This is a genomic window from Kaistella antarctica, from assembly GCF_900109615.1.
Lineage (GTDB): Bacteria > Bacteroidota > Bacteroidia > Flavobacteriales > Weeksellaceae > Kaistella > Kaistella antarctica.
Genome location: NZ_FOIX01000002.1, coordinates 1 through 24378 on the forward strand (window position 1 = coordinate 1; position 24378 = coordinate 24378).

The window sequence follows — 24378 nt, forward strand, 5'->3', positions numbered from 1 at the left end:
CGCGGGAGAGTAGGTCGCCGCCAGTCTTTTTTAATCCGCCACGGCGGAGAACAAGCTCATCAATTTATTTTGATGAGCTTTTTTTGTGACCGAAATATAGATGATGAGATGAAAACAACAAATACAATGAAACGATAGACTCAAAAGTGTTTTAATATTATTGCTGATGATTTTAGCATTTCTCTTTCTCTAAATGTACTTTTTCAGTTTTAAACTATGTCGGTAATGACTTTCATCGAGGTCAAAATCAGTTGTTAGAAGTAAACGTATATATTGATAGCTCTAAAATACATGTAATTTTAGATATGGTTAGTGGCTATTTCTCACTTGATATTCAAAAGCAAAAAAAAGTGCGGCACTTGTTTTTCAAAAAAACGGGTAAGAAACTTCTACTGTAAAAATTTCTGATGTTATTAGCAAGAAAGTGAAAGTTATCTTGTTCAGAATTCAGGATATCGAAGAAGTGGTTCTTATCCCTTACACGGAAGGCGCTTATCAAAAATTCACACTTATTTTTTTGTTCAATTTGTAGGATTTGATCAAGTTAATGCCAAAAAAAAATAAGAGGTCACTAAAGTTTTCTTTCGATAAAAAGAACAAAATTTTGAAGGTGAAAGCACCCCAAACTTTAATTTTCAATAACAAGAAATTGGCGTATCAAGTTCAATTTAATCTAATGAATTTTGAAGCTGATTTTAAAAATAATACCGTCGCTTATTCTGGAACGTCTTTTTTTAAAAGAAGGGAATCCAAAGAAAATAAATAAGGTAGATCGGCTGAATGCTTATCGCGGTAGCTTTATGCATTTTTTAAGAAGCGCTTATCGAGATCAAATTGAAAGTCAGGGATTTTGGGTTAATCAGATTGTAAAAATAGACGCAAAGAAATTAAGTCCTCAGAAAAGTTTTTTGGCTTTAATCACCACCAAATTGCCGATGTCTTCTTTTACAAATATTGTGGGTGATAAAAAAATTCTTTCTTTTAAAGATATTCTTCAAGTCAATTACAACAAACATTGTTTTGAAATCAAGAAATCCAAAATTGAAAAAGCCAAGGCTGCAGTTCAGCAAACTTCCTACATTTATGTGGAGGGCAATTCCTTTGAACTTTATCCAGATGGAAATTCTTCGGATCCTGAATCTATGATTTTGCAAGGAAGATTAAACAATAATAAGATGGGAAATTTTTTACCGCTCGATTATGAACCGAAGATGGATTATAGAAAAAAGAGTGAAAATTTTCACTCTTTTTATTTAAACTTAAATATTAAATTACAGAAAATCCTGATTCTAAATCGGCGATAATATCGTCGATATGTTCAATTCCGACACTTAATCGAACTTGCCCTGCACGAATTCCCGCTTTTTCTCTTTCTTCATTCGACAATTGCTCGTGGGTTGTTGAGGCAGGATTAATTATTAAAGTTTTGGAATCGCCAACATTAGCAACATGACTGATTAGTGACAAATGATTAATGAATTTCACCGCGGATTCTTTTCCTCCTTTAATATCGAAACTTAAGACGCCACCAAATCCTCTTTTTAAATATCTCTTGGCATTTTCATGATCTGGAAAACTTGCTAATCCTGGATACAAAACGGTCTCCACTTTTGGATGGTTTTCTAAATATTCTGCAATCGTTTGTGCATTACTTACTGTTCGTTCTAAACGCAGCGACAATGTTTCTAAACCTTGCAATAGTAGGAATGAGTTGAAAGGGGATATGGTCGGACCGAAGTCTCGCATTCCTTCAACTCTAGCTTTAATGACAAAGGCGATATTTCCAAATTGAGAATCGACTCCGAAAACGTCAGTGAAAACCAAGCCGTGATAACTTTCGCAAGGTTCAGATAGTTGTGGAAATTTTCCATTACTCCAATCAAAATTTCCACCATCAATGATAATTCCACCGATTGATGTTCCGTGACCTCCAATCCATTTGGTTGCAGATTCTACCACGATATTTGCTCCGTGTTTCAAGGGTTGAAAAAGATAACCCCCAGCGCCGAAAGTATTGTCGACAATTAAAGGAATACCATGTTTTTTTGCCACCGCAGCAACGGCTTCAAAATCTGGAATATTTAAACTCGGATTTCCGATGGTTTCTAAATAAATGGCTTTGGTATTCTCATCGATAAGTCTTTCAAAACTTTCTGGTTCGTCATCTTCGGCGAATCGGGTTTCGATGCCTAACTTTTTAAAGGAAACTTTAAACTGATTATAACTTCCACCATATAAATAAGGAGAACTCACGAAACTATCACCGTGTTGAAGAATGTTAGTCAATGCTAAAAATTGAGAAGCATGTCCAGAACTCGTTGCCAAAGCTGCAACGCCACCATGCAAGGCTGCCATCCTCTTTTCGAAAACGTCGGTGGTTGGATTCATCAAACGCGTGTAGATATTGCCGAACTCTTTTAACCCAAAAAGATTGGCGGCATGATCTGCATCATTAAACGTGTAACAGGCAGTTTGATAAAGCGGTACGGCTCTCGAGTTGGTGGTTGAATCTACGGTTTGACCGGCGTGAACTTGCAAAGTTTCAAATTTTAAATTGCTCATATTTTAATTAATTGTTATTAATATTGTGCAACTTATCCTTTAAAAACACTTACCGAAAGAACCTAAATAAAGCTCTTTCGATAAATCAAAAGAGCTTAATATATAGAATTTCTATTTTCTAAATTTTAATATCTGACTTATCTTTCCCGCACGAGCGAGTTGAATTTTGCACCTTATTTATTTCTAAACAGGTTGCCAAAGTTTCAAAGGGTCAATTCCCTCCACTTTTCTGAATAAGTTGCGATGTTGTTAAAGAACGTCTTTAGTCTTGCAAATCTATAAAATTAATTCTTAACAAAAAGAAAATATTTTTCAAGATTTTTATTTTTCGATTAAATTGATTGTGTTTCAGTCATTTATTCTTTTGTTCCCCAAGGTGCGGTCGGAGTAGCAATCGTTTTGGTTAAATCGAACTTGACCGTAAATAATCGATCGCTTCCAACACGACGAAGATTGTAAGTGAAACCTTCGTTATCAATGGTAAACCACCAAACATTAGTCGCTGCTTTCGGAATCAGTTGCGCAGTGTAAGCATCTGCGGGAAACATTTGCAAATTTTCTAATCCAACATTTGAACTGGTGCCACCATATTGCGTCGATTTTTCTTCCGTTCCATCTGGATTTCGGTGGTCGTGTTTTAATCTTAAAATTTGATCTGCATTCTTATGTAAAACCCAAGTTCGAGATTGGTCTTCACCCACAAAAAACGGAATTCTAATATCATTTTTCTCACAAGACCGAACGTGCATGACTAATTTCTTTCCTGTAAAACCGTCGCCAGCAACGCCACCAGAAATAATTTCGCCTTCATATGATTTCCCACAATGAGTTTCAAGTTGAGCCCAGAATTTTTCGGACGGTGTTTTTTCTTGCGCCAAAAAATTGACTGGAATTAACAGCAATAAGTAGAGTAGTGGTTTCATGTTTTTTTTGAATAATATTTTTGTTTTATAAAAAGTTAAACATACAAAAATCCCTTCGGTAATAAAACTCAAGGGATATTAGGATATCTTTAAATTTTGCCATTTGATTTTAATCTAAATGCATATTATCAATTAGCCTAACCTCACCAACATTAACCACAATAAAGGCGCGGTAATTTTTATCTTTATAAAAGAAATCAGTTTGCTTTAAGGTCTGTTCATCAGCGATCTCAAAATATTCTAAAGTCATTCCTCGTTGGTCATCAAAAATATCTTTAACACGTTTGTTAATTTCAGCAATTGTAATAATGCGAAACCAATCATTTACTTTCACTAAAGTTTCGTGAATCACTTTACCAGCATCTCTTTGAACAGCATTTAATCTTTCGTTACGGGAGCTCATTGCCAGTCCGTTATCTTCTCGATAGATTTCAACTCCGTGAATTTTAACTGGTAATTTTAATTGTTGCACCAATTTCTCAATGATTGCCAACTGCTGAAAATCTTTTTCTCCAAAATAAGCGTTGTCGGGTTTTACTTGACGCAACAGTTCTTCTACCACGGTTCCGACACCATCGAAATGTCCAGGACGAGACTTTCCTTCCATTTCATTTTCCAGGCCATCAAAATTGTAGGCTTTGCTTTTCAATCCGGCAGGATACAGATCTGCAACTTCAGGAAGATAGACCGCATTCACGATTCCCGTATTTTCTAACAACTTTAAATCGCGATTGGTATCGTGTGGGTATTTTTCTAAATCATCCGGATTATTAAACTGCGTGGGATTTACAAAAATGGAAGATATAACCAAATCATTTTCTTTTTGGGCAGCTTCATATAGGGAAAGGTGACCTTGGTGCAAGGCACCCATGGTGGGAGCAAAGCCAATTCTTTTACCCATTTCTTTTTGCCTTTCGATATAATCTGTAAAGGTTTTCTTGTTTCTAAAAATTTCCATATTTAATTTGATAAGCATTGTAAAAATAGGAAATTCTTAGAAATGTAGATGACATTTTTCTTTATTTTATGAATGATATTTACCATTTTTAGGTAGATAATCTTAATTAATGTTAATTAAAAGTTATTACATTAAAATTTCGTAAATTTGCCTTGTAGAATATTCTGCCCAAAAATTAGAAAGAAAGAAAGAATTTATGCCGAACCAAAAGATTTTATATGTGACGACGGAGCTTTTTCCTTATCAGGAAGATAGCAACATGGCGACTATGGTGAGTAAAATGGCCCTCAAAATGCACCAAGACGGAAATGATGTGAGAGTGTTCATGCCAAGATTTGGCCAAATCAGCGAAAGAAAATTTCAATTGCATGAGGTAATTCGTCTGTCTGGGATGAATATCATAATTAATGACTTGGATCAACCCTTGATTATTAAGGTCGCCTCCTTGCCAGGAGAAAGATTACAAGTCTATTTCATCGATAATGAAGAATATTTCAAAAGAAAGCAATTTTATGTTGATGACGCCGGACAACCTTTTACAGATAATGATGAGCGCGCGATTTTCTTTGCTAGAGGAGTAATCGAAACCATCAAAAAACTGAACTGGGTACCAGATGTAATTCACCTTAATGGGTGGATGGCTTCATTTATCCCTGTTTATTTGAAAACTTTTTACAAAAACGACTCCTATTTTAATGATTCCAAAATTGTGCTTTCTGTGTACAATGAGGAAAATCTAGCATTAAATGAATCTGTAGAAGAAAAAATGAAGTTTGACAATATTACGGGGCTTAAAGCGTTTAAGAAACCAAGTTTTCAGAATTTCGTAATCGAAAGTATGGATATGGTGGACGTAGTGCTTAAAGGTGATGAATTCTTACAAGAGGAACTAGATAGTGCTTTTTCTGCGACCAAGACTACCAAATCTGAATACATAGAAGCCGAAGCAATCAATACTTTATACTAAATCAACTTACATTTAATGACAAGAACTATTCAAGAGTTATTCAAAATTACCGCAACTTTGGTAATTGGGAGTTTAATATTAGTGAATTGTGAACCGGATGCAGATCAATTGGGTTCACAATTTTTTCAAGACGGAGCGAAAGGTACAGAAGCATCTTACCCGATTATCGCTTATAACAACAACAATAACGATTCGATAAGAACAGATGCAGCTCGTCTGCAGAATGCAACATTGGGTGCCTTTACAGAACCTCAATTTGGATTGCAGAAATCTGCTTATGTAACGCAAGTTCGTCTGTCGGGGATTGCCCCAGATTTTGGCACCAATGCGAAGTTGGATTCAGCTGTGCTTGTAATTAAACCGCAATTCGCAGCAGATTCTGTGACTACGGTGACAAATGAAGATTATATTTACCCTATCGGTGCAGTGCCTGCAAAAAAGGTAGTAAGTACATTCCCCGTTATTAAATATGGAGATACTAAAATTAATGGTAAAACAATCTTTAATTTTAAAGTTCATGAAGTTACCGAGTTTTTAGGCGCTAACTCTGATAAAGTTCGCTCAACCAGAGAAGTAACTACCGGCACACAAATCGGTGCAAAAACTTTTGATGGTAAAGTTCATTTTGTAAAAATAACCAAAGATTCAGATAATAGTGTTTTAACCGAACAAGCTGCTGCGATAAGAATCCCTTTGGATAGTGCTTTTTTTGAGAATAAAATCATTAGTAAAGATAAGTCACCAGAGCTTGCTGATGCAGCTTCATTCATCCGATATTTCAAAGGGTTGAAAGTTTCTGTGGATGAAAATGATGGTTATATCTTTAATTTCGATCCTAACAGCGTCGAACTTAATCTCTATTACAAAAATGATGTTGTAACTAATGGAGTCACAACTAGAGAGCAAGTCGTATACTTGATGAATATGGGTTCTCCCAATGCTCATTTTAATCAAATTACTTATGACCGTACAGGAACTCCTGCTGCAGCTGCTTTAGCGACATCAAACCAAATAACTGGTGACGCAAAAATATTTACGCAAGGAATGGGTGGTCCTGGAGTGGGACTTAGAATTCCTGCAGCAGATGTTGCGAATATTAGAAGTCTATTCAACACTAATAAAATTGGGATCGTGTCTGCTAAAATCCGACTCTATACCGATGTTGGAAGTCTGAGCGATAAATATGCAAAACCAACCAGTTTTGTAGTTAGACAAAGAAACTTAACCCCTGAAGCGGGTGAGCCAGAATATCTGGGAAATTTTCTAACAGATATGAGCGCATTGGCTGGGACAGGAATTTACAATTTGGTAAAAGCTTATGATTTAGAAAAGAATCCAGCATATTACGATATAGGTATTACTCAAACGTTCAAGGATATTATAGAGAAGGAAGCAGCAAATTATGATCTGATTTTAAATGTAGGTACTTACACTTCAGATGCAAGTGGAAATTTGCAAGGTGCATTTTTTCCAAATTTAGGTCCGCAAAATTTCAATACCAGAACGTACACGCCGCATAGAGCAGTTTTAATAGGAACAGATCCTTCAAACGCAAATAGCGCAAAGTTAATTTTGACTTACGGACAGAAACAATAATTAAAAGAATAACTAAAAAAAATAAGATAGTGATATGTGTGGAATTGTAGGATATACTGGTTTTCAGGATGCATATGAGGTAGTGATAAACGGACTTCGCAGATTAGAATATAGAGGATATGACAGTGCGGGAATCGTTCTTGATAATAATAACTCTGATTTTACGATATCAAAAACTAAGGGAAAAGTTGATGATTTAGTTGCTATTTCACATGAGCTAAAAGGAACCTCCCATGTAGGAATGGGCCATACGCGCTGGGCAACTCACGGAGTACCGAGTGATAATAACTCACATCCACATCTTTCAAATAATATGAAAATTGCCTTGGTGCATAATGGGATTATCGAAAACTATGATACCCTAAAAATTATGTTAACCGAGAAAGGTTTCGTCTTTCATTCAGAAACTGACACCGAAGTATTGGTGAATCTCATTCAGTACATTATGGATGTGAATGCAGAAATGGATTTTCCAACTGCAGTTCGATATGCTTTAAATGAAGTTTTTGGCGCTTATGCAATCACAGTAATGCATGATGACTTTCCAGGATTGTTGGTAGTAGCGAGATTAGGTTCTCCCTTGGCAATTGGTTTAGGAAATAACGAATATTTTATCGCCTCAGATGCTTCACCTTTTGTAGAGTTTACCAAAGAAGCAGTTTATTTAGAGGAAGGTCATATGGCAACCATTTCATTAGAAGATGGTGTTGACATTAGAAATATAAAGGACAATGTAAAAATCACTCCCGAAGTTAGACAGCTTAAATTAACATTGGAGCAAATTGAAAAAGGAGGATATGAGCATTTTATGCTTAAAGAAATTTTCGAACAACCCAAATCCATTCATGATACGTTACGAGGAAGATTACTGGTTGAAGAGGGAATTATCAAAATGGCGGGAATTTGGGATAACCTGGAAAGATTAAACCAAGCGAAAAAAATTACCATTATTGCTTGTGGAACTTCCTGGCATGCTGGACTTATAGGTGAATATTTAATTGAAGAATTTGCAAGAATTCCTGTGGAAGTAGAATATGCTTCGGAATTTAGATATAGAAATCCAATCATCACGGAAAAAGACATCGTTATTGCGATTTCTCAATCTGGAGAAACTGCAGATACGATGGCAGCTATTAAGTTGGCTAAAGAGAGAGGTGCTTTTGTGTACGGAATTTGTAATGTTGTCGATTCTTCAATTGCAAGAGTAACCGACGCAGGTTCTTACACGCACGCAGGTCCAGAAATCGGAGTGGCTTCTACCAAAGCATTTACAGCTCAATTAACCATTCTTTCCTTAATAGCTTTAAAATTAGGGAAACATAATGGACAACTGAGTAATCAAGAATTTATGCGTCTAATTACTGAACTAGATACCATTCCACAAAAAGTTCAAGAAGCTTTAGAAAGTACGCACGAAATCACCAAAGAGATCGCGAAAAACTTCGTTGATGCACAAAACTTCCTTTATTTAGGGAGAGGATATAATTTCCCTGCTGCTTTAGAAGGTGCTTTAAAATTAAAAGAGATTTCTTACATTCATGCAGAGGGATATCCTGCTGCCGAGATGAAACATGGTCCTATCGCATTGATCGATGAGAATATGCCGATTGTTATTATTGCGCCGAAGCAAGGGCATTATGATAAGATTGTAAGTAACGTTCAAGAAATTAAAGCCAGAAAAGGAAAAGTGATTGCAGTGGTTAACAAAGGAGATACGCAAGTTGCATCTGTTGCTGATTACGTAATTGAAATTCCGGAGACTTCAGAATGCTTCTCACCAATTATTGCTTCCGTACCTTTACAATTGTTATCTTATTATGTTGCAGTGTACAGAGGAAACAATGTTGACCAACCAAGAAATCTTGCAAAATCAGTTACAGTAGAATAAAAAAGCAATCAAAGTGAAATAATACGTACAATTTTACGTTTTGAAAAATAAAACACGATTGTTTTTGTAAAAAAATTATATATTTACCGCTTAATTTTAAATATCAGAATGAAAAGAGTATTCCTTATATTATTGTCAGCTACCGTTGTCATCTCCTGTTCAAAAAGGGGAGGGTCTTCTGCTGGAAAAGGAGGTTCCAAAGGAGAGTTGATCCCTAGAGATAAATCAAAATCCTTTGTTGCTCAAAGACCTTATGGAATGGTTGCGATTCCGGCTGGATCTTTTGTAATGGGTTTGGCTGATCAAGATTTCACCAATACTCCTGAAAAAGCAACGCTAAAAACGGTTACGGTATCATCCTTTTTTATGGATGAAACAGAAATCACCAACGCAGAATACAGGGTTTTCATCAACTATGTTCGCGATAGCGTGGTTCGTTCTTTACTAGCTGAAGCCGCTGGTGATGGCGGCGGAGATACTGGTATTGGAAATTTCGCGTATGCTTCTAAAAAAGCGGGGGATAACAAAAATGCCTATCAAGAATTCATGGAGTCCCAAGGTGGTAGAGATGGCTACGATGAATCTAAGAAATTAGATTGGAGCGTTCCTTTACAATGGAGAACTTCTGATTATCCTGATGCGCAGTATGCGGAGATTTTAGAATCCGTGTATATCCCAACAGCAGAGAGGATTAATAATGAGAGAATTATCGATACCAGAAAGTTGAAGTACGCTTACAACTGGGAAGATATTGAATCTGCAGTTAAAGATAAATCTAGAGGGGAAAAATATTTGAAAAAAGAAAGTATAGCCATTTATCCAGATACGGCAGTTTGGATAAAAGATTTCAATTATGCTTATAACGAACCTTTATATGATGGTTATTTTTGGCATAGTGCTTATAAAAGTTATCCTGTTGTTGGCGTGACTTGGGATCAAGCGAGAGCTTTTTGTAATTTTAAGTCGAAGCTGAAATCTGATTACAACGAATCGCTAAAAAAGAAGCAACAAAAAGCCATGTCGTTCAGACTTCCAACCGAAGCAGAATGGGAATATGCTGCCAGAGGTGGTAAAGAAAATGCAACTTATCCTTGGGGTGGTCCTTATTTACAAGATGACAGAGGCTGTTACTTGGCGAATTTCAAACCAAAAAGAGGTAATTATATTGAAGATGAGAAGAAAGGGACTTATACCTACACTGCTCCGGTAAAGAAGTTTCCTAAAAATGGATTTGGTCTTTATGATATGGCAGGAAACGTTGCGGAGTGGACGGAATCCCCTTACAATAATTCAACGTACCAGTTTGCCTCAACTTTGAATCCTTATTTATCTAATCAAGCTTACAGAGAAGTTAGAAAAACCGTTCGTGGTGGATCTTGGAAAGATATTGGTTATTTATTAATGACTGGATCTAGAGATTACGAGAGAAAAGATTCGGCTAGAAGTTACATCGGCTTCAGAACTGTACAAGATATTGCGGAAGGAACTGCGAAATTTAAGAAAAGAACAAAATAAAACAAAATAACAAACTACTAAAATTCATAACTCATGTTTAAGACAAAAGAAGGAATCTATAATTTCATTTATTCTATCGGTGCTGCAATCGTTATTATCGGTGCGCTTTTCAAATTAACTCACTGGAGTTTAGGACCGCTTACTGGAAACGTTACTCTGGCAATTGGTTTAATTACCGAAGCAATTATCTTTACGATTTTCGCTTTTGATGCTCCGAAATCTGAAGAATCTTATGCTTGGGAAAATGTATATCCAGAATTATTAGATGCTCAAGCATTGGCAAATCCAAAACATGCTACGGGTTCTATGCAATTGGCGGAAGTGAAAGAACTAGAAATTTCTTTGTCAGATAAGTTAGATAAAATGCTTGCTGATGCTAAACTAGATGTTAGTTTATTTGACAGATTAAGAACAGGAATCGATAAGTTCTCTAGTTCTGTAGATCAAATCAACCAAACAGTTGATGTTAGTGGTTCTACTCAAAAATACAACGATCAATTGATGTTGGCTGCAAGTCATCTTGAGAGCATGAATGCCTTATATGCACTTCAATTAGAACACGGAAAGACACAAACTGAATATAGCAAAAAGTATGTTGAAGACATGCAAAGATCTGCGCAACATTCAGAGAAATTCAATGCAGAATTATCAGGATTAACTTCTAACTTAAATAGTCTTAATAGAGTTTACGGCGGAATGCTTAGCGCCATGAAATCATAGTTTTCTTACCATTATTAAAAATTTAAACTATTAACAAAATTTACTAAAAATGGCACAAGGAAAACAGACGCCTCGTCAGAAGATGATTAACTTGATGTATTTGGTGTTCATCGCAATGCTTGCGATGCAGATTGATCAAGAAATCATCCGTTCTTATAATGATACCAATCAAACGTTGACTGATACCCGTCTCTTGGTTGAAAAGAAAAATGATGATATTTTCGAAAAAACTTTAGAAGCAAAAGCTGCTAATACTCCAGATACGTACACGCAACCTTTGCAGGATTATAAAGGTTTAAAAGCGAAAACTAACGATTTGGTTGCCTTTATTGAAAACATCAAATCAACCTTAAAAAAAGAAGCTGATTACGCAGAAGACGTTGATGTTGCGGATAACTTTGCATCTTTAAATAATACAGAACCATCATCTAATTTATTTTTCACAGGTTCAGATGAAAATAAGCCGTCGAAAAATGCGGTAGATTTAAAGGCGAAAATTGAAGCTTTAAAATCTTATATCAAGCAAACTTTCGGGTCTAATTCAGAAATGAAAACGGTGATTGATAGAGCCAATACGCTTTTGATAACCGAGTTTCCGAAGGGACAAACCATTAAAAATAAAAACTGGTTGCAGTATAAATTTTACGGACAGCCTTTAATTGCGGCTCTATCTAATTTAGAAGTTATTCAATCAGAAGCGAGAAATATTCAGTCAGATGCTTTGATGACGATGTTACAAGAAAAAGTTGACGCAGATATTAAATTTGATGCTTATTCAGCCATTGTTTCAGCGCCAGCCTCAGTAGTTCAAGGAGAATCTGCCCAAGGAAAAGTTGCCATTGGTAATTACTCAAGCAATGTTCCAGGTTTAGCAATGCCAGGTTTGACGATTACAAACGGCCAGGGAGTTCGTAATTTAGATACAGGTTCTCTAGGTGATAAATCATTCAGCGGAAAAATATCGTTTACGGATGTAAATGGAAAAGTAATTGAATTACCGTACAACCATACTTATAAAGTAGTCTCAGGCGCACAGGAATTGAAAGCACAAAAAGGTGCTTTGGTTACTGCAGACAAAATGAATGTTCTTTACCGAGGATTACCGAATCCAATTTCGGGCTCGATCTTAGGAGCAGATATGGCTGGAATTTCATTATCAGCACCAGGCGCTTCTGTAAGTGGAGGTGGTGGAAAATGGAATGTAACGCCAGGAGGTGGAAGTACAGTTACTTTAACCATTTCAGGACGTGATCCAAAAGGTGGCACCATTTCACAAGCTTTCCCTTTTAGAATCAAAAATGTTCCGCCACCGGTTGGACAGATTCAAGGAGAATTTGTAGTTTCGATGCCAGCTAGTTCAATTGTTAATCAAAGAGTTTCTGTAGTGATGCCAGATTTTGATTTCCCAGTAAGTTTCTCTGTAAACAGTTTCATGTTTAGAGTACCAGGAAGAGCCGGAATTTTGGTAAATGGAAATTCATTAAGTTCTGTCGGTAATTTAACGAAGGCTTTAAGAGCAGGTGATATTGCTTTTGTATACAACATTAAAGCAACAGCAACGGGCTTAGGTGGACAAGCCTTAAAACAGATTCCACCAGTAGTAATAAACGTTCAATAAAAACGTTATTGATTTGATATTTTATCAGTCATTAGTATAAAAATTTTAGAATGAAAAAGGTCATATTAATAGTACTTGCTTTGAGTTTCAGCGCAGTTGGAGCACAGACTAAGAAAAAAACAAAAAGAAAAGCAAAGCCAAAAACAACTGCGGCTGCGAAGCCTGTTATTGTTGAGCCGGAGCCTGTTATTGAGATGCCCGTAGAAAATATGGGTGCCGCAGTTGATGACACTCCGATTAATTCAATGTCTATTCTTAATGCGAAGTCTCCGGAATCGTTTAGAAAATATAGAGATTTGAACATGATTAAGCAAGGTGATTCTATGGTTTCCAATAAAATTACTCCTTTGGATTATGGATTTATCGAAGATAAAGATATCTTGAAGAGCATGGTCGTTTGGGAGATTATTGATATGAATGATAAAATTAATCAGCCGTATTATCATAATGAAGATGGTTTAGTTTCGCAAAACAAATCTCTTTATCAAATCTTGTTTGATGCCATCAATGATGGTCAGATCAAAGAGGTTTATGACGACGAAATGTTCATGACCCGATTAAATCCAGATGCGATTCAATCTCGAATTAAAAACGAGGTGATGAGCAACGCGGGTATCGACCGGATTAACGAAGTTGGTAAATTGTCTGATGACGAAATAAAAGAATTTACCAATGTTTACGAAACCAAAACTGAAAATGTCAAAGTTTTAAAGATTAAAGGAATGTGGTACATCGACCGTAGAGATAGCCAAATGAAATACAGATTACTTGGTATTGCAGCGATGGGTCAAGATCCTTCTTTGATGGGTCAATTTGGACCAGACGGGCAACCACTTGCGACACAAGATGAGCTCATTGACTTGTTCTGGGTTTATTATCCAGATGCAAGAGAGGTGTTGGCAAACTCTGTCGCCTTCAATAACAAGAACCTTTCTTCAGATATCACTTTTGATGATTTATTAAATGCTAGAAGATTTTCAACGATTATATATAAATCAGATAACGGTTTAGGAAATGGTGTTATCAAGGATTATATCCCTAATGACGCTGATGAGCAGTTAGAAGAAAGCGAAAGAATCAAAGCGCAAATCCTGCAAATGGAAAGCGATATGTGGAGTTATTAATTAATTCCGTTTAAATTACACAAAAACCTGAGTACCTTTACTCAGGTTTTTTATTTCTTATTTCTGACTGAAAACCTTATCTTTTAAAGTATACTTATCAATGAAAAATGTAGATTATATTATCGTTGGCGATGGATATGCCGCTTTCTTTTTTGCCCATCAATTAATTTTAAATGGAAAATCCTTAGTTTTGTTTTCGGCCGAAAAGAAAGGTGCTTCGCAAGTTTCGGCGGGAATAGTGAATCCATTAGTTTTAAAGAAGTTTACCACCTTTTGGTTGGCTGCTGAACAAATAGAATTTCTGACCAAAACGGTAGCCGAAATTGAAACTTACACTGGTGAAAATTATTTAATTCATGAAAAAATTCACCGCATTTTTCATGACGAAAATGAAATGAAGCTATGGTCGATGAAAACCGAGACAGAAGAACTAAAGCCTTTCTTAAATCCCACTTTTGAAACGCTTGACACTATTAAAAATCCCTTCGGAACTGGTGAAGTGAATCATTCAGCTCGACTAGATGTCAACGGTTTTTTTAAGGATATTTCGACGTATTTAGAAGAACATGAAATGTTGGTTCGAGAAAAGTTTGACTATAATAAAGTCACTGATTCCACTTATGAAAATATCACTTTTAAAAATATTGTATTTTGTGAAGGAATGGGCGTGCGAGACAATCCTTTCTTTACCGATATTCAAGTCATTGCCAATAAAGGACATCATGCAACAGTTAGACTTTATGAAAAAATGAATCATCAATATACTTTAAAGAAAAAACACTTTCTATTTCCTTTAAATGATGATCTTCACTATTACGGCGGAACTTACGATCCCAATGAAAGAGAAAATGAAATCGATGAATTTAAAACTGAAGAACTGAAAGACGGACTTGCCGCATTTTATCCACATGATTTCGAAGTTGTAGAAGTAAATTACGGTTTTCGCCCCACCGTAAAAGACCGCCGACCAATCATTGGTAATCTTCCAGATCATCAAAATTATTATATTTACAATGGTTTAGGAGCAAGAGGAATTCTCAACGGATGTTATTTCTCCAAAGAATTGTACGAACATATTGAAAACGGTAAACCGTTAATGCCAGAAGTCGATTTAAAAAGATTCAATAAATAAGATTACTTTCTAATCAAACAATAAACGTCGCAGAATTTGCGACGTTTACTTATTCTATTACTGTTCTAATTTTCAACTTTCAACTATCAACTTTCAACTATCAACTATCAACTATCAACTAACTCGTAATCCATTTCCAAAGTTCCTTTGCCGTTGCTTTATTTCCGTACATCAAAATTCCGACTCGGTAGACTTTTCCAGCTAGAAAAATCATGAGCACGGTTGAAAGTAGAAGCAGTGAAACTGAAAGTGCAATTTGCCAAGCTGGAACTCCAAATGGAATTCTCGCAATCATCGCTACGGGCGAGGTAAAAGGAATCATGGATAACCAAAATCCAAGCGGACCTTCGGGATTCTTCATAATTGTAAAACTTCCGTACATTCCCAGCATTAGTGGAATAATGGCAAACATCGTGAACTGTTGCGTTTCCGTTTCGTTATCTACGGCAGATCCAATCGCAGCATACATCGAGCTGTAAAAAATATATCCGAGTAAAAAGAAGATAATAAAAACGCCAATAATCAATGGCACATTCATATCCAAAAGAATATGAGAAACTTCGCCAGCAGTTTGTTGCAAATCGAATTTTTCAATCATTTCCGTCGATTTTTCACCACCCGGAATTTGATCTTTTAAAGCTGAAAATCCGGTATTTAGAAATAAGGCGCCAATAACTGACATTGTAATCCAAATGCTGAACTGGGTCAAAGCAACCAAAGTGACGCCCAGAATTTTCCCCATCATCAATTCAAATGGCTTTACTGAGGAGATAATAATTTCGACCACGCGATTGTTTTTTTCTTCTAAAACACTTCGCATCACCCGAACACCGTAGATGATGATGAACATGAACACCGCGTACATCATGATCATTGCCAAAATAGATTTCACACCGAAAGATAGATCACTGTCAGAGCTCTTGTTATCAACGACATTTTGAGTGTTCAGTTCGAAACTCTCATCCAAATTTTTCATTTGGTCTTCTGAAATACCAAGAGTTTTAATTTTTTCTTTTCTAATAATTTTTGATAAATCGTTCGAAACTTTTAATTTCGTATCGAAACCAATCTTCTTATTGATCAGAAGTTGAGACCCTTTTTGAACCTCATCGTAATTTTGATTGTTCAATTCTGGAATAATCAGTAAACCTTCAATACCATCCATATCCTTCAGCGTTGCAACTAATGATTTCTCATTAACTGCGGGTACAAAAACATATTTAACTTGATTGGTATTTTTAAGATTACCTACAAAAAGTCCGCTTTTATCAACCACGTTAAAAGTGCTTGAGCTTTCATTTGCTTTAAACATAAAAGCAATTAATGCCGCAAAACCAATCATCAGAACCGGCGCTAAAAGCGTCAGCAGAACAAAAGATTTTTTCTTGACTTGCGTTAAGTATTCTCTTTTAGTGATTAGAAATATATTTCTCATGAATATTTTTTAATTGAAATTGTACTACAAATTATAAAACCAAGGCTGCGGATTGACTTTGCTTTCCGCTGACTGCATTAATGAAAACTTCATTCATGCTCGGAATCTTCTCGTCAAACGATCTGATTTTTCCAACTTTCATCAGTTCATTGAGTAATAAATTTTGGTCTCTATCATTTTTCAAATCAAAAGAAACGAGCTGGTTTTCCGTGGAATAATTATGAACCTCAAATTGAGTATGAAACTGTGCAAACTTTTCGTTATCGACGTCTGCCAAAGTAACATTAAAAATATTTTTCTTGAATTGTTCTCTTACATCGAATACTTTTCCGTCTAACACTTTTTTGGCGTTGTCAATCAAAGCGACGTAATCACACATTTCTTCCACACTTTCCATGCGGTGAGTCGAGAGAATAATCGTAGTTCCGTTCTTTTTTAAATTCAGAATTTGATCTTTAATCATATTCGCATTCACCGGATCAAACCCAGAAAATGGTTCATCAAGAATCAATAATTTGGGTTGGTGCAAAACAGTTACGACAAACTGAATTTTCTGCGCCATCCCTTTTGAAAGTTCGCTCAGTTTTTTCTTCCACCACTGGTCAATTTCTAATTGCTCAAACCAATATTTTGCTTGGGTCAACGCATCATTTTTAGTCATGCCTTTCAGCTCACCAAAATACAATAGCTGGTCACCAACCGTCATGTTTTTATACAGACCACGTTCTTCCGGCATGTACCCAATTTGTCGAATATGTTCAGGATTCAGTTTTTTACCATTAATGAAAACATTACCAGAATCGGCTTGCGTAATCTGATTAATGATCCGAATAAAAGTAGTTTTGCCAGCACCATTAGGACCCAAGAGTCCGTAAATACTAGCTTCAGGAACATCTATAGAAAAATCCTCCAACGCCAGTTTCTTACCTGCATTATAGGTTTTAGTTACATTTTCTGCTTTCAGCATTCAGTTAAATTTAATTGATTAGTCCTTTAAATAAGGCAAAAGTTACGGATATTCTTAAAATTTTTCAGGAGCCAGGAACCTGCTTTCTCGGCTCGCTTTTTTACAGATTTTCCCCTCGCTTAAATCCCATTGCAAATCTGTAAAAAGAGCTCAAACAAACCCGTTCAATCAGGGCTAGGAAATTGGGATAAAAAGAAACTAATTTATTAATTGAAGTCGTCTAGTTTTTCGAAATATCTAAGAATAAGTTGATCAGTATTTAACTTGTCTCTTACTAACTCGCAAATTCAAAATCCTTGTAGAACTTATCTGCCTCTGCAATCACGACATCCATCTCTTCTAAAGTGAAAACTTCTAAAAACTTCCGACGGAAATCTTTAAAATGCGGAATCCCACGGAAATAATTTCCATAATGTTGACGCATTTCAATCAAGCCTAATAGTTCACCTTTCCAGTCTTTGCTCCATTCAGCGTGTTGACGAACCGCTTCCAAACGCTGGGTAATGGTAGGTTCTGGCAAAACTTCACCAGTTTTAAAAAAATGCTTGACTTCGTTGAAAATCCAAGGATAACCAATGGCGCCACGACCAATCATAATGCCGTCGCAGTCGTATTTGTTTTTATATTCCCAGGCTTTTTGCGCAGAATCGATATCGCCATTGCCAAAAATCGGAATTTCGATATTTGGATTGTTTTTAACGGCGTGAATGTAATTCCAGTCCGCTTCACCTTTGTACATTTGAGCACGGGTTCTGGCATGAATCGTTAAAGCTTTTACACCAACTTCCTGTAATCTTTCGGCAACCTCCATAATATTGATGCTATCACTATCCCAACCTAAACGGGTTTTCACAGTCACGGGAAGGTGAGTAGAGTTGACAACTGCCTTGGTCAACCGAATCATTAAATCAATATCTTTCAAAACTCCAGCACCAGCGCCTTTGCAAACTACCTTTTTTACCGGACAACCAAAATTAATATCAACGATGTCAGGATTTACAGCCTCCACAATTTTGGCAGAAAGTGCCATCGCTTCTTCATCACCACCGAAAATCTGAATTCCAACCGGTCTCTCATAATCGAAAATATCCAGTTTCTTCATGCTTTTCATGGCATCGCGAATTAAGCCTTCAGAAGAAATGAATTCTGAATACATCATATCTGCACCGTGCATTTTACATAATCTACGAAATGGCGGATCCGAGACATCTTCCATTGGTGCAAGCAACAAGGGGAATTCGGGCAGTTCGATATTGCCAATTTTTATCATGGTACAAAGATATTAATAATGAAAGAAAAAATAAAGGAAAATTATCTTGGAGAAAATTGACTTGAATACAATTGATCTTAGTGATTTATACCACTAATCAAAATCATGATGCGTATCGTCTTTAGAATTTTTAAAGACGAACCACATTCCAATTGTTAAGCCAACAACTCCAGCTACTGCAGTCATTAAGGCTCGTTCTACTTTGTCTGGCTCTATGTTTCCAATATAATTAAAAAGAAATAAGATGATGAAAGTGATTGCGGCAATTATCGCAAATTTTGTACTTTTAATATTCATGATTATAATTTATATCCAATCATTATTCCGCCACGATAGGGTAAGAACTCGCCACTTTTATTCCATTTTCTACCATCATCGTCATAGCGGACGCCTAATTCTTTATGATATCCTTTATAAAAACTTTGGATGGTCCCAACGCCTAAATATAAATCCATATTCCAGCGATCACTTACCTGAAACTGATATCCGACTGTAGCTCCTAACATTAAAGAATAACCGTCTTGATATAAATCTGAAGTAACGTAAGTGGGTGATTCGGGCGTGTATTGGTAGGGTCCATCACTCCAGTAATTGTATTTTTGAATGATGTATTTTGCTCCCGAAATATTAGCGCCTAGATACCAATGTTGAAACGCTTCTTTGAAATAATATCTTCCATCAAATCCAACCATATACACTTGGGCATATTTGCCTGCAAAGGATTTCCAGGGAGAAATAAATACTTCGGCCTGCAAAGTAATCTTTTCTTTTAATTGATATTCTACACCTGCATTTAACATTCCAAGCGGAAGAAAAAGGGCATTGGCTTTTACGTAAACTTTTTTAGAATTGTCGGAATTCTGATTTTGAGCGTTACTCAAAACACCAAATAGGATGGCGAAAACTAGGAATGTATTTTTCAAATCTGTGAATTATTTTAAACTTTCTAAAAGTTGTGTTGCGGAAGTAGCATCTTTTCCTTGCTGTGTTGCAATGGTTTTAGCCATTTCGGCGTAGATTTTTGCATTGGCTTTCTTGCCGGTTTTCGTATAGATCTTTGCAAGAATATAAGTATTCTCCGCAGTTTCAGATTTCATGACAGATTTTTCTGCCCACTCTTCTGCTTTTTTCAAAGACGGCTGATTATTGATATGCTCACTGAACAACCAAGCGGCTTTTAATAATTCTTCAGAGTCAAAATTTTCTGCATTTTTGTAATACATCAACGCTGCTTTTTCATATTCTTTAAAGTTCCCAACATTAGGATAGAAAATAACCTTCATGCGGTTAAGAGCGATTTCTGCCTCTGTTTTACCAACTAAAGGAATTGCGTTTTTATAAAAATATTCGTCATTAATTACGCCAGTTTTTTGATTTAAGGAGCTTTCCATTACTTTGGAAATTTTAATGTTAACGTCAAACTGCTGATAAATATCGTCGGACATTTCTTGAACAATATCTGCTTTTCTATCTTTAAAAATCTGGTAATTTAAATCGCTTGGAGACTTTACGAAATACAATAACATTCCGATATCATCTCTCGTTAATTCTTGCTTTACCTTTCCTTTAAAATATCGCTCGGAGACTTTTTTTGCGAATTCATAATCAGTTTGAGCGTTCTGGCGCATTAAGTTTAATAAAAAGGCAGGGTCACTTTCTCCTTTTTGAAATAGCTCTTTCGGATTGCCTTTCGTGAGTAAAGGATTGTTGGCTTCCTTTGCAATCGCAATAAAATCTTGCTCGCCCATATACCCGTAATTCGTCATGACTACCTCGCCGTCGCCATTCAGAAATAAATAAGAAGGATAGGAACGAACGCCATACTTCATGGCGATTTCGCGACCTTCTCCTTTTTCCATGTCGAATCTGGCATTGATGAAATTAGCGTTGTAATATTCTCTCACGGCTGGAAGTGGGAAAACGTTTTTCTCCATTAATTTACAAGGGCCACACCAGGCGGCGTAGGCATCCATAAATACCAGTTTTTTTTCGCGTTTTGCTTTGGCTAAAACTTCTTTGAACGTAGTGTCTTCAAAATTAATCGATTCTTGAGAAAATGATAACAAGAAAAAAGATAAGAAAAGAGCTATAAGTATTTTTTTCATTATAATAAAATTCGACGCGAAGATAATTATAAAAAAATGATCAGTCGTTTTATTGATCTTTTTTATAGATTAATTAAACTTATTTTAGATTTCATTAACACAAAGAGCAACTGCTTGCTTTAAATGTAGTGTCTCTCTTGAGAAAATAAGTAAGGTTAAATTTGTAAGTCTTTTATTTCTATCCTAATCCTCGGAACAATTGTTCAAATTTTTAGATAAAAAAAACCAGTAAAAAATAAATGCTGAATTTTATTCCAATACTTATCCACCTCAGTTTTGTGGTAGTTTTTATATTATTCATATATAGAGTATTAATTTAATTTTTTTAATCAATAGGAAATTTTCACTTTTGATTTCGGAAAATGTTTTCAAACAATTCTACTAGATGGAAATTTTTCATGCATCATATTTTAATAATTCTCTACAATTAAATTTTTTTCAATGAAATACCGGTATCTGGTAATTTTCAGTAAAGTTTATTGGTAAACATTGCTAAATATTTATTAGATTTGGGAATTAATAAAATAAATTATTTAATATGAAGAAAGTTCTATTATCGTGTTTTCTGGTTGCAGGCTTTGCTGCCAGTGCACAGGTCACTGGTTCCAAAACGATTGGAATTGAATATGCCACCTTGGACGCTGCTTTTGCAGATCTTAATGCACAAGGTGTTGGCGCAGGTGGTGCCACCATCAATGTTCCTGGTGGATACACCGAGAACGCACCGGCAGGTGGGTATTTATTAGGAAGCGCTGCCTTAAATGCTTCACTTTCCAACGCGAACCGATTGGTTATTCAAAAAAGTGGAGGTGGAGTTAATCCATTATTCACCGCGCAAATCGGAACCAAAGTAGTTTCTGCTACCAATGCGGTGGGGGATGCTCTTTTTAATTTTTCTGGGGTTGATTATATGACCGTAGATGGAATTGATTTGCAAGATAATCCTGCAAATTTCGATGCTACTACTTTAATAGAAAGAGGATTCGTATTTTACAATTTAGATGCTACCGATGGAGCTAATAACAATACCATCCAAAATTGTACGATTACTTTTCTTAAAACTGTGAATAATTATGCGACCGGAATTTATTTCGGCCATTACACATATGCTGCGCCAGGAACTCCAGTTGTTCCTACATCTATAGATGGGACTCATAGTAATAACAAAATTTATAGCAATACTATTTCAAAAGGAGTTTTGCAAGCAATCTATTTTGGAGGTTATGGAGCGCCAGCACCGTATACTTTGTATGACCAAAATAATGACATTGGAGGAATGTCTGCAGCTACAGGCAACATGATTACTGATTTTGGTGGTTTAGTTAGTGGTAGTTTTTATATTACAAATACAGCTATTGTCGCGGTTAATCAAAATAACGCAAATGTTTCTTACAACGATATTACTTTTGGTGCTGGTGGTTTAGGAACTATTGGCGTACAAGTAGTTGGGGTTAATTCCACTTTTACTGTTAATAGCAACACGATAAATGCAGCAGGTCAATCTTACAATGCTACACCAAATATTTCTACGCATGCCGGCATTGTGAATCAGTCTGCGGGAGCAATTTTAACGGCCAATTCTAATACTATTAATATTACTTCTGTGCCCTATAACGGGACAAATAATTCTGTATATGGAATATTATCATCTTCAAATGGTAGTTTAACTGCTCAAGAAAATACAGTTATGAATGGATTAAGTCCAGCTTCATTTTTCGGGATTTATTCCGGTGCCTTAGCTAATGTTTCTATTAGCAAAAATATGGTGCATGGGTTAAGTAGTGCCTCTACTACAAGTGGAATTTACTTAATTGGTACTGCGCCTACTGGTAATATTTTTGAAAATAAAATATATGATATCACCTCAAATGGTGCCACAGGTTCTGCTTATGGAATTTATGTAGGTGGTGCAACTAGCGGTACCACAACTAATGTTTACAATAACTTAATTGGAGATATTAAAACCCCTTCAGTTAGTAGCACTAGTACAAGTTTGGCTGGATTATATTTAGCGAGTTCTGGCACACTATCTAATTTGAATGTTTATTATAATACGATTAATTTAAATGGAACATCAACAGGAGCTAATTTCAACTCAGCGGGGATTTATCATTCTAACAGCGCCACTGCTACTACCAATGCATTGGATTTAAGAAATAATATCATCGCCAATAATTCTACTCCTAAAGGTACAGGAAATGCCAGTGCTTTCAGAAGAAGTGCGGCTGGCGTTTCTAACTACGCAGCAACTTCTGATCATAATGACTTTTTTGGTACAACTGCGGTTTACTGGAATGGAACATCAGCAAATACACTAGCAAATTTGCAAACATTAGGAAGAGATGCAAACTCTCTTGATATAAACCCTTCCTTCATTGCAACTTTAGGATCTAGTCCAGACTTTTTAAAAATTAACCCTGCTGATTTAAGCACTCAAACATTAGATAATAAAGGAGCTACAATCGCTGGTTATACTTTAGATTATTCAGGGACAACTAGAGATGCAGCAACGCCAGACATGGGAGCTTACGAATTTATGTATGTTGCACCAACTACAGTTCCAGATTGTACGGTTCTTACTTTGCCAGCAGATTTTGCTACAGGGGTGACACCAAATCCTGCTGTTCTAACTTGGTCCGCAGCTGCTAGAGCAACAAGCTACAAATTAACGATAGGTACCGCAAGCGGACTTTCAGATGTATTGAATGTTACTGGTATTACAGCATTAAACTACTCTGCAACATTAACTGCAAATACTCAATATTTTGTTAAGGTAGTTGCAACCAACAATATTGGTGATGCAGTAGGCTGTACAGAAACTACGTTCACAACAGGTGCTCTAGTGTATTGTGGTCCTATCAATTACAGTAACGTTGAGCCACTTGTAAATGTTGATTTTGCTGGAATTAACAACACAAGTGCAGCGACAGGAGGACCTGCGCATGAGTTTTTCTTAAGCACGATTGGTACTGTTGAACAAGGTCAGCCATACCAGATCAAACTAAACGGAAACACAGATGGTAATTACACCTCTTATTATGTGGTTTTTGTGGACTGGAATCAGAATGGAGTTTTAGATGATGCTGGTGAAGTTTACTTCGCGGATGGATCATTGTTTCAGAAAAATACAGATGGTACGACTAGTACACCAGTTGTTGGAAACATTACCGTTCCTGCAGGTGCAAAATTAGGAAATACCAGAATGAGAATTAAAAAAGAGTACGGTGCGTCTGTCCCTACTTCGACAGGTAATTTTGCAAACCCTTGCGTTAATGGTGGTAGTTTTGGCCAAGCTGAAGATTATACTCTTAATGTTGAAGTATTCTTAGCGGCACAATCTAGTGCAACTAAATCTTCTGTTTCAGTTTATCCAAATCCTTTCCAAGATGTTTTGAAAATTTCAGACATCAAAGGAGTGAAATCAATTTCTGTAAATGATATGTCTGGAAGACTGGTTAAAAATATGAAACCAACTTCAGAACTTCAATTGTCAGAATTAAAAACTGGTTTATATATCGTTACTCTAAATATGGAAGACGGTAGTGTAAAATCATTCAAGACAATTAAAAAATAATAGAAAAACCTATTAATATAGAAA

General features: G+C 36.0%; 19 protein-coding genes and 1 riboswitch. Of the genes, 10 read left to right on the plus strand and 9 right to left on the minus strand.

Features of this window, described 5'->3' with window-relative positions; all coding sequences use genetic code 11:
• The first annotated feature begins 683 nt into the window (after positions 1 to 683).
• The gene (locus BMX49_RS04640) at positions 684 to 1304 is read left to right on the plus strand and encodes a hypothetical protein (protein WP_126337189.1); all 621 of its coding nucleotides are present in this window, start codon (positions 684 to 686) and stop codon (positions 1302 to 1304) included.
• On the opposite strand, the gene BMX49_RS04645 is transcribed toward BMX49_RS04640, so the two are convergent.
• From BMX49_RS04645 to panC, 3 genes are all read right to left on the minus strand, one after another.
• Positions 1267 to 2562, minus strand: coding sequence for an O-acetylhomoserine aminocarboxypropyltransferase/cysteine synthase family protein (locus BMX49_RS04645; RefSeq protein WP_034717332.1), 1296 nt, complete (start codon positions 2560 to 2562; stop codon positions 1267 to 1269). The genes BMX49_RS04640 and BMX49_RS04645 overlap by 38 nt on opposite strands.
• A 134-nt stretch (positions 2563 to 2696) precedes the next feature.
• Positions 2697 to 2802, minus strand: a riboswitch (SAM riboswitch).
• Positions 2803 to 2918: 116 nt separating this feature from the next.
• Positions 2919 to 3485: a hypothetical protein gene (locus BMX49_RS04650; RefSeq protein WP_034717330.1), complete on the minus strand. Its 567-nt coding sequence runs from the start codon at positions 3483 to 3485 to the stop codon at positions 2919 to 2921.
• Positions 3486 to 3594: 109 nt separating this feature from the next.
• On the minus strand, positions 3595 to 4443 hold the full coding sequence (gene panC / locus BMX49_RS04655; RefSeq protein WP_034717504.1) for a pantoate--beta-alanine ligase: 849 nt from the start codon (positions 4441 to 4443) through the stop codon (positions 3595 to 3597).
• A 196-nt stretch (positions 4444 to 4639) separates the two neighbouring features.
• Here panC and BMX49_RS04660 point away from each other — a divergent pair, with 196 nt between their 5' ends.
• The 8 genes from BMX49_RS04660 to BMX49_RS04695 all read left to right on the plus strand — a co-directional run bounded on the left by BMX49_RS04660 (position 4640) and on the right by BMX49_RS04695 (position 15003).
• Entirely contained in the window at positions 4640 to 5410 is a 771-nt protein-coding gene (locus tag BMX49_RS04660) for a glycogen/starch synthase (protein WP_034717328.1), read from the plus strand.
• 15 nt (positions 5411 to 5425) lie between these two features.
• Positions 5426 to 7006: a DUF4270 family protein gene (locus tag BMX49_RS04665; protein WP_034717326.1), complete on the plus strand. Its 1581-nt coding sequence runs from the start codon at positions 5426 to 5428 to the stop codon at positions 7004 to 7006.
• A 34-nt stretch (positions 7007 to 7040) separates the two neighbouring features.
• The gene (gene glmS, locus BMX49_RS04670) at positions 7041 to 8894 is read left to right on the plus strand and encodes a glutamine--fructose-6-phosphate transaminase (isomerizing) (RefSeq protein ID WP_034717324.1); all 1854 of its coding nucleotides are present in this window, start codon (positions 7041 to 7043) and stop codon (positions 8892 to 8894) included.
• Between the two features lie 108 nt (positions 8895 to 9002).
• Entirely contained in the window at positions 9003 to 10409 is a 1407-nt protein-coding gene (gene porK, locus BMX49_RS04675) for a T9SS ring complex lipoprotein PorK/GldK (protein ID WP_034717322.1), read from the plus strand.
• A 33-nt stretch (positions 10410 to 10442) separates the two neighbouring features.
• Positions 10443 to 11129 carry a type IX secretion system motor protein PorL/GldL gene (porL, locus tag BMX49_RS04680; protein ID WP_034717320.1) on the plus strand — a complete coding sequence of 229 codons (687 nt, stop codon included), beginning with the start codon at positions 10443 to 10445 and terminating at the stop codon, positions 11127 to 11129.
• Between the two features lie 49 nt (positions 11130 to 11178).
• On the plus strand, positions 11179 to 12747 hold the full coding sequence (gene porM, locus BMX49_RS04685; protein WP_034717319.1) for a type IX secretion system motor protein PorM/GldM: 1569 nt from the start codon (positions 11179 to 11181) through the stop codon (positions 12745 to 12747).
• 194 nt (positions 12748 to 12941) lie between these two features.
• Positions 12942 to 13871, plus strand: coding sequence for a type IX secretion system ring subunit PorN/GldN (porN, locus tag BMX49_RS04690; protein ID WP_051803607.1), 930 nt, complete (start codon positions 12942 to 12944; stop codon positions 13869 to 13871).
• A gap of 100 nt (positions 13872 to 13971) precedes the next feature.
• Entirely contained in the window at positions 13972 to 15003 is a 1032-nt protein-coding gene (locus BMX49_RS04695; protein ID WP_034717318.1) for an NAD(P)/FAD-dependent oxidoreductase, read from the plus strand.
• A 118-nt stretch (positions 15004 to 15121) separates the two neighbouring features.
• Here BMX49_RS04695 and BMX49_RS04700 read toward each other — a convergent pair whose 3' ends face one another.
• From BMX49_RS04700 to BMX49_RS04725, 6 genes are all read right to left on the minus strand, one after another.
• Positions 15122 to 16438 carry an ABC transporter permease gene (locus BMX49_RS04700; protein WP_034717317.1) on the minus strand — a complete coding sequence of 439 codons (1317 nt, stop codon included), beginning with the start codon at positions 16436 to 16438 and terminating at the stop codon, positions 15122 to 15124.
• A 31-nt stretch (positions 16439 to 16469) separates the two neighbouring features.
• Complete coding sequence (locus tag BMX49_RS04705) at positions 16470 to 17405, minus strand: ABC transporter ATP-binding protein (protein WP_034717316.1); 936 nt, start codon at positions 17403 to 17405, stop codon at positions 16470 to 16472.
• A gap of 274 nt (positions 17406 to 17679) precedes the next feature.
• On the minus strand, positions 17680 to 18675 hold the full coding sequence (gene dusB / locus BMX49_RS04710; protein ID WP_034717315.1) for a tRNA dihydrouridine synthase DusB: 996 nt from the start codon (positions 18673 to 18675) through the stop codon (positions 17680 to 17682).
• 93 nt (positions 18676 to 18768) lie between these two features.
• On the minus strand, positions 18769 to 18972 hold the full coding sequence (locus tag BMX49_RS04715; RefSeq protein WP_034717313.1) for a hypothetical protein: 204 nt from the start codon (positions 18970 to 18972) through the stop codon (positions 18769 to 18771).
• A gap of 2 nt (positions 18973 to 18974) precedes the next feature.
• On the minus strand, positions 18975 to 19598 hold the full coding sequence (locus BMX49_RS04720; RefSeq protein WP_034717310.1) for a DUF3575 domain-containing protein: 624 nt from the start codon (positions 19596 to 19598) through the stop codon (positions 18975 to 18977).
• A gap of 9 nt (positions 19599 to 19607) precedes the next feature.
• Positions 19608 to 20780, minus strand: a complete 1173-nt coding sequence (locus tag BMX49_RS04725) for a thioredoxin fold domain-containing protein (protein WP_034717308.1) — start codon at positions 20778 to 20780, stop codon at positions 19608 to 19610.
• Between the two features lie 538 nt (positions 20781 to 21318).
• Here BMX49_RS04725 and BMX49_RS04730 point away from each other — a divergent pair.
• Complete coding sequence (locus BMX49_RS04730; RefSeq protein ID WP_034717307.1) at positions 21319 to 24354, plus strand: T9SS type A sorting domain-containing protein; 3036 nt, start codon at positions 21319 to 21321, stop codon at positions 24352 to 24354.
• The last annotated feature ends 24 nt before the right edge of the window (positions 24355 to 24378 follow it).

Excerpts from the sequence above, each read along its gene's own strand:
- BMX49_RS04645 (WP_034717332.1), bottom strand. The coding sequence starts at position 2,562 with ATGAGCAATTTAAAATTTGAAACTTTGCAAGTTCACGCCGGTCAAACC.
- BMX49_RS04650 (WP_034717330.1), bottom strand. The coding sequence starts at position 3,485 with ATGAAACCACTACTCTACTTATTGCTGTTAATTCCAGTCAATTTTTTG.
- panC (WP_034717504.1), bottom strand. The coding sequence starts at position 4,443 with ATGGAAATTTTTAGAAACAAGAAAACCTTTACAGATTATATCGAAAGG.
- BMX49_RS04660 (WP_034717328.1), top strand. The coding sequence starts at position 4,640 with ATGCCGAACCAAAAGATTTTATATGTGACGACGGAGCTTTTTCCTTAT.
- BMX49_RS04665 (WP_034717326.1), top strand. The coding sequence starts at position 5,426 with ATGACAAGAACTATTCAAGAGTTATTCAAAATTACCGCAACTTTGGTA.
- glmS (WP_034717324.1), top strand. The coding sequence starts at position 7,041 with ATGTGTGGAATTGTAGGATATACTGGTTTTCAGGATGCATATGAGGTA.
- porK (WP_034717322.1), top strand. The coding sequence starts at position 9,003 with ATGAAAAGAGTATTCCTTATATTATTGTCAGCTACCGTTGTCATCTCC.
- porL (WP_034717320.1), top strand. The coding sequence starts at position 10,443 with ATGTTTAAGACAAAAGAAGGAATCTATAATTTCATTTATTCTATCGGT.
- porM (WP_034717319.1), top strand. The coding sequence starts at position 11,179 with ATGGCACAAGGAAAACAGACGCCTCGTCAGAAGATGATTAACTTGATG.
- porN (WP_051803607.1), top strand. The coding sequence starts at position 12,942 with ATGCCCGTAGAAAATATGGGTGCCGCAGTTGATGACACTCCGATTAAT.
- BMX49_RS04695 (WP_034717318.1), top strand. The coding sequence starts at position 13,972 with ATGAAAAATGTAGATTATATTATCGTTGGCGATGGATATGCCGCTTTC.
- BMX49_RS04700 (WP_034717317.1), bottom strand. The coding sequence starts at position 16,438 with ATGAGAAATATATTTCTAATCACTAAAAGAGAATACTTAACGCAAGTC.
- BMX49_RS04705 (WP_034717316.1), bottom strand. The coding sequence starts at position 17,405 with ATGCTGAAAGCAGAAAATGTAACTAAAACCTATAATGCAGGTAAGAAA.
- dusB (WP_034717315.1), bottom strand. The coding sequence starts at position 18,675 with ATGATAAAAATTGGCAATATCGAACTGCCCGAATTCCCCTTGTTGCTT.
- BMX49_RS04715 (WP_034717313.1), bottom strand. The coding sequence starts at position 18,972 with ATGAATATTAAAAGTACAAAATTTGCGATAATTGCCGCAATCACTTTC.
- BMX49_RS04725 (WP_034717308.1), bottom strand. The coding sequence starts at position 20,780 with ATGAAAAAAATACTTATAGCTCTTTTCTTATCTTTTTTCTTGTTATCA.
- BMX49_RS04730 (WP_034717307.1), top strand. The coding sequence starts at position 21,319 with ATGAAGAAAGTTCTATTATCGTGTTTTCTGGTTGCAGGCTTTGCTGCC.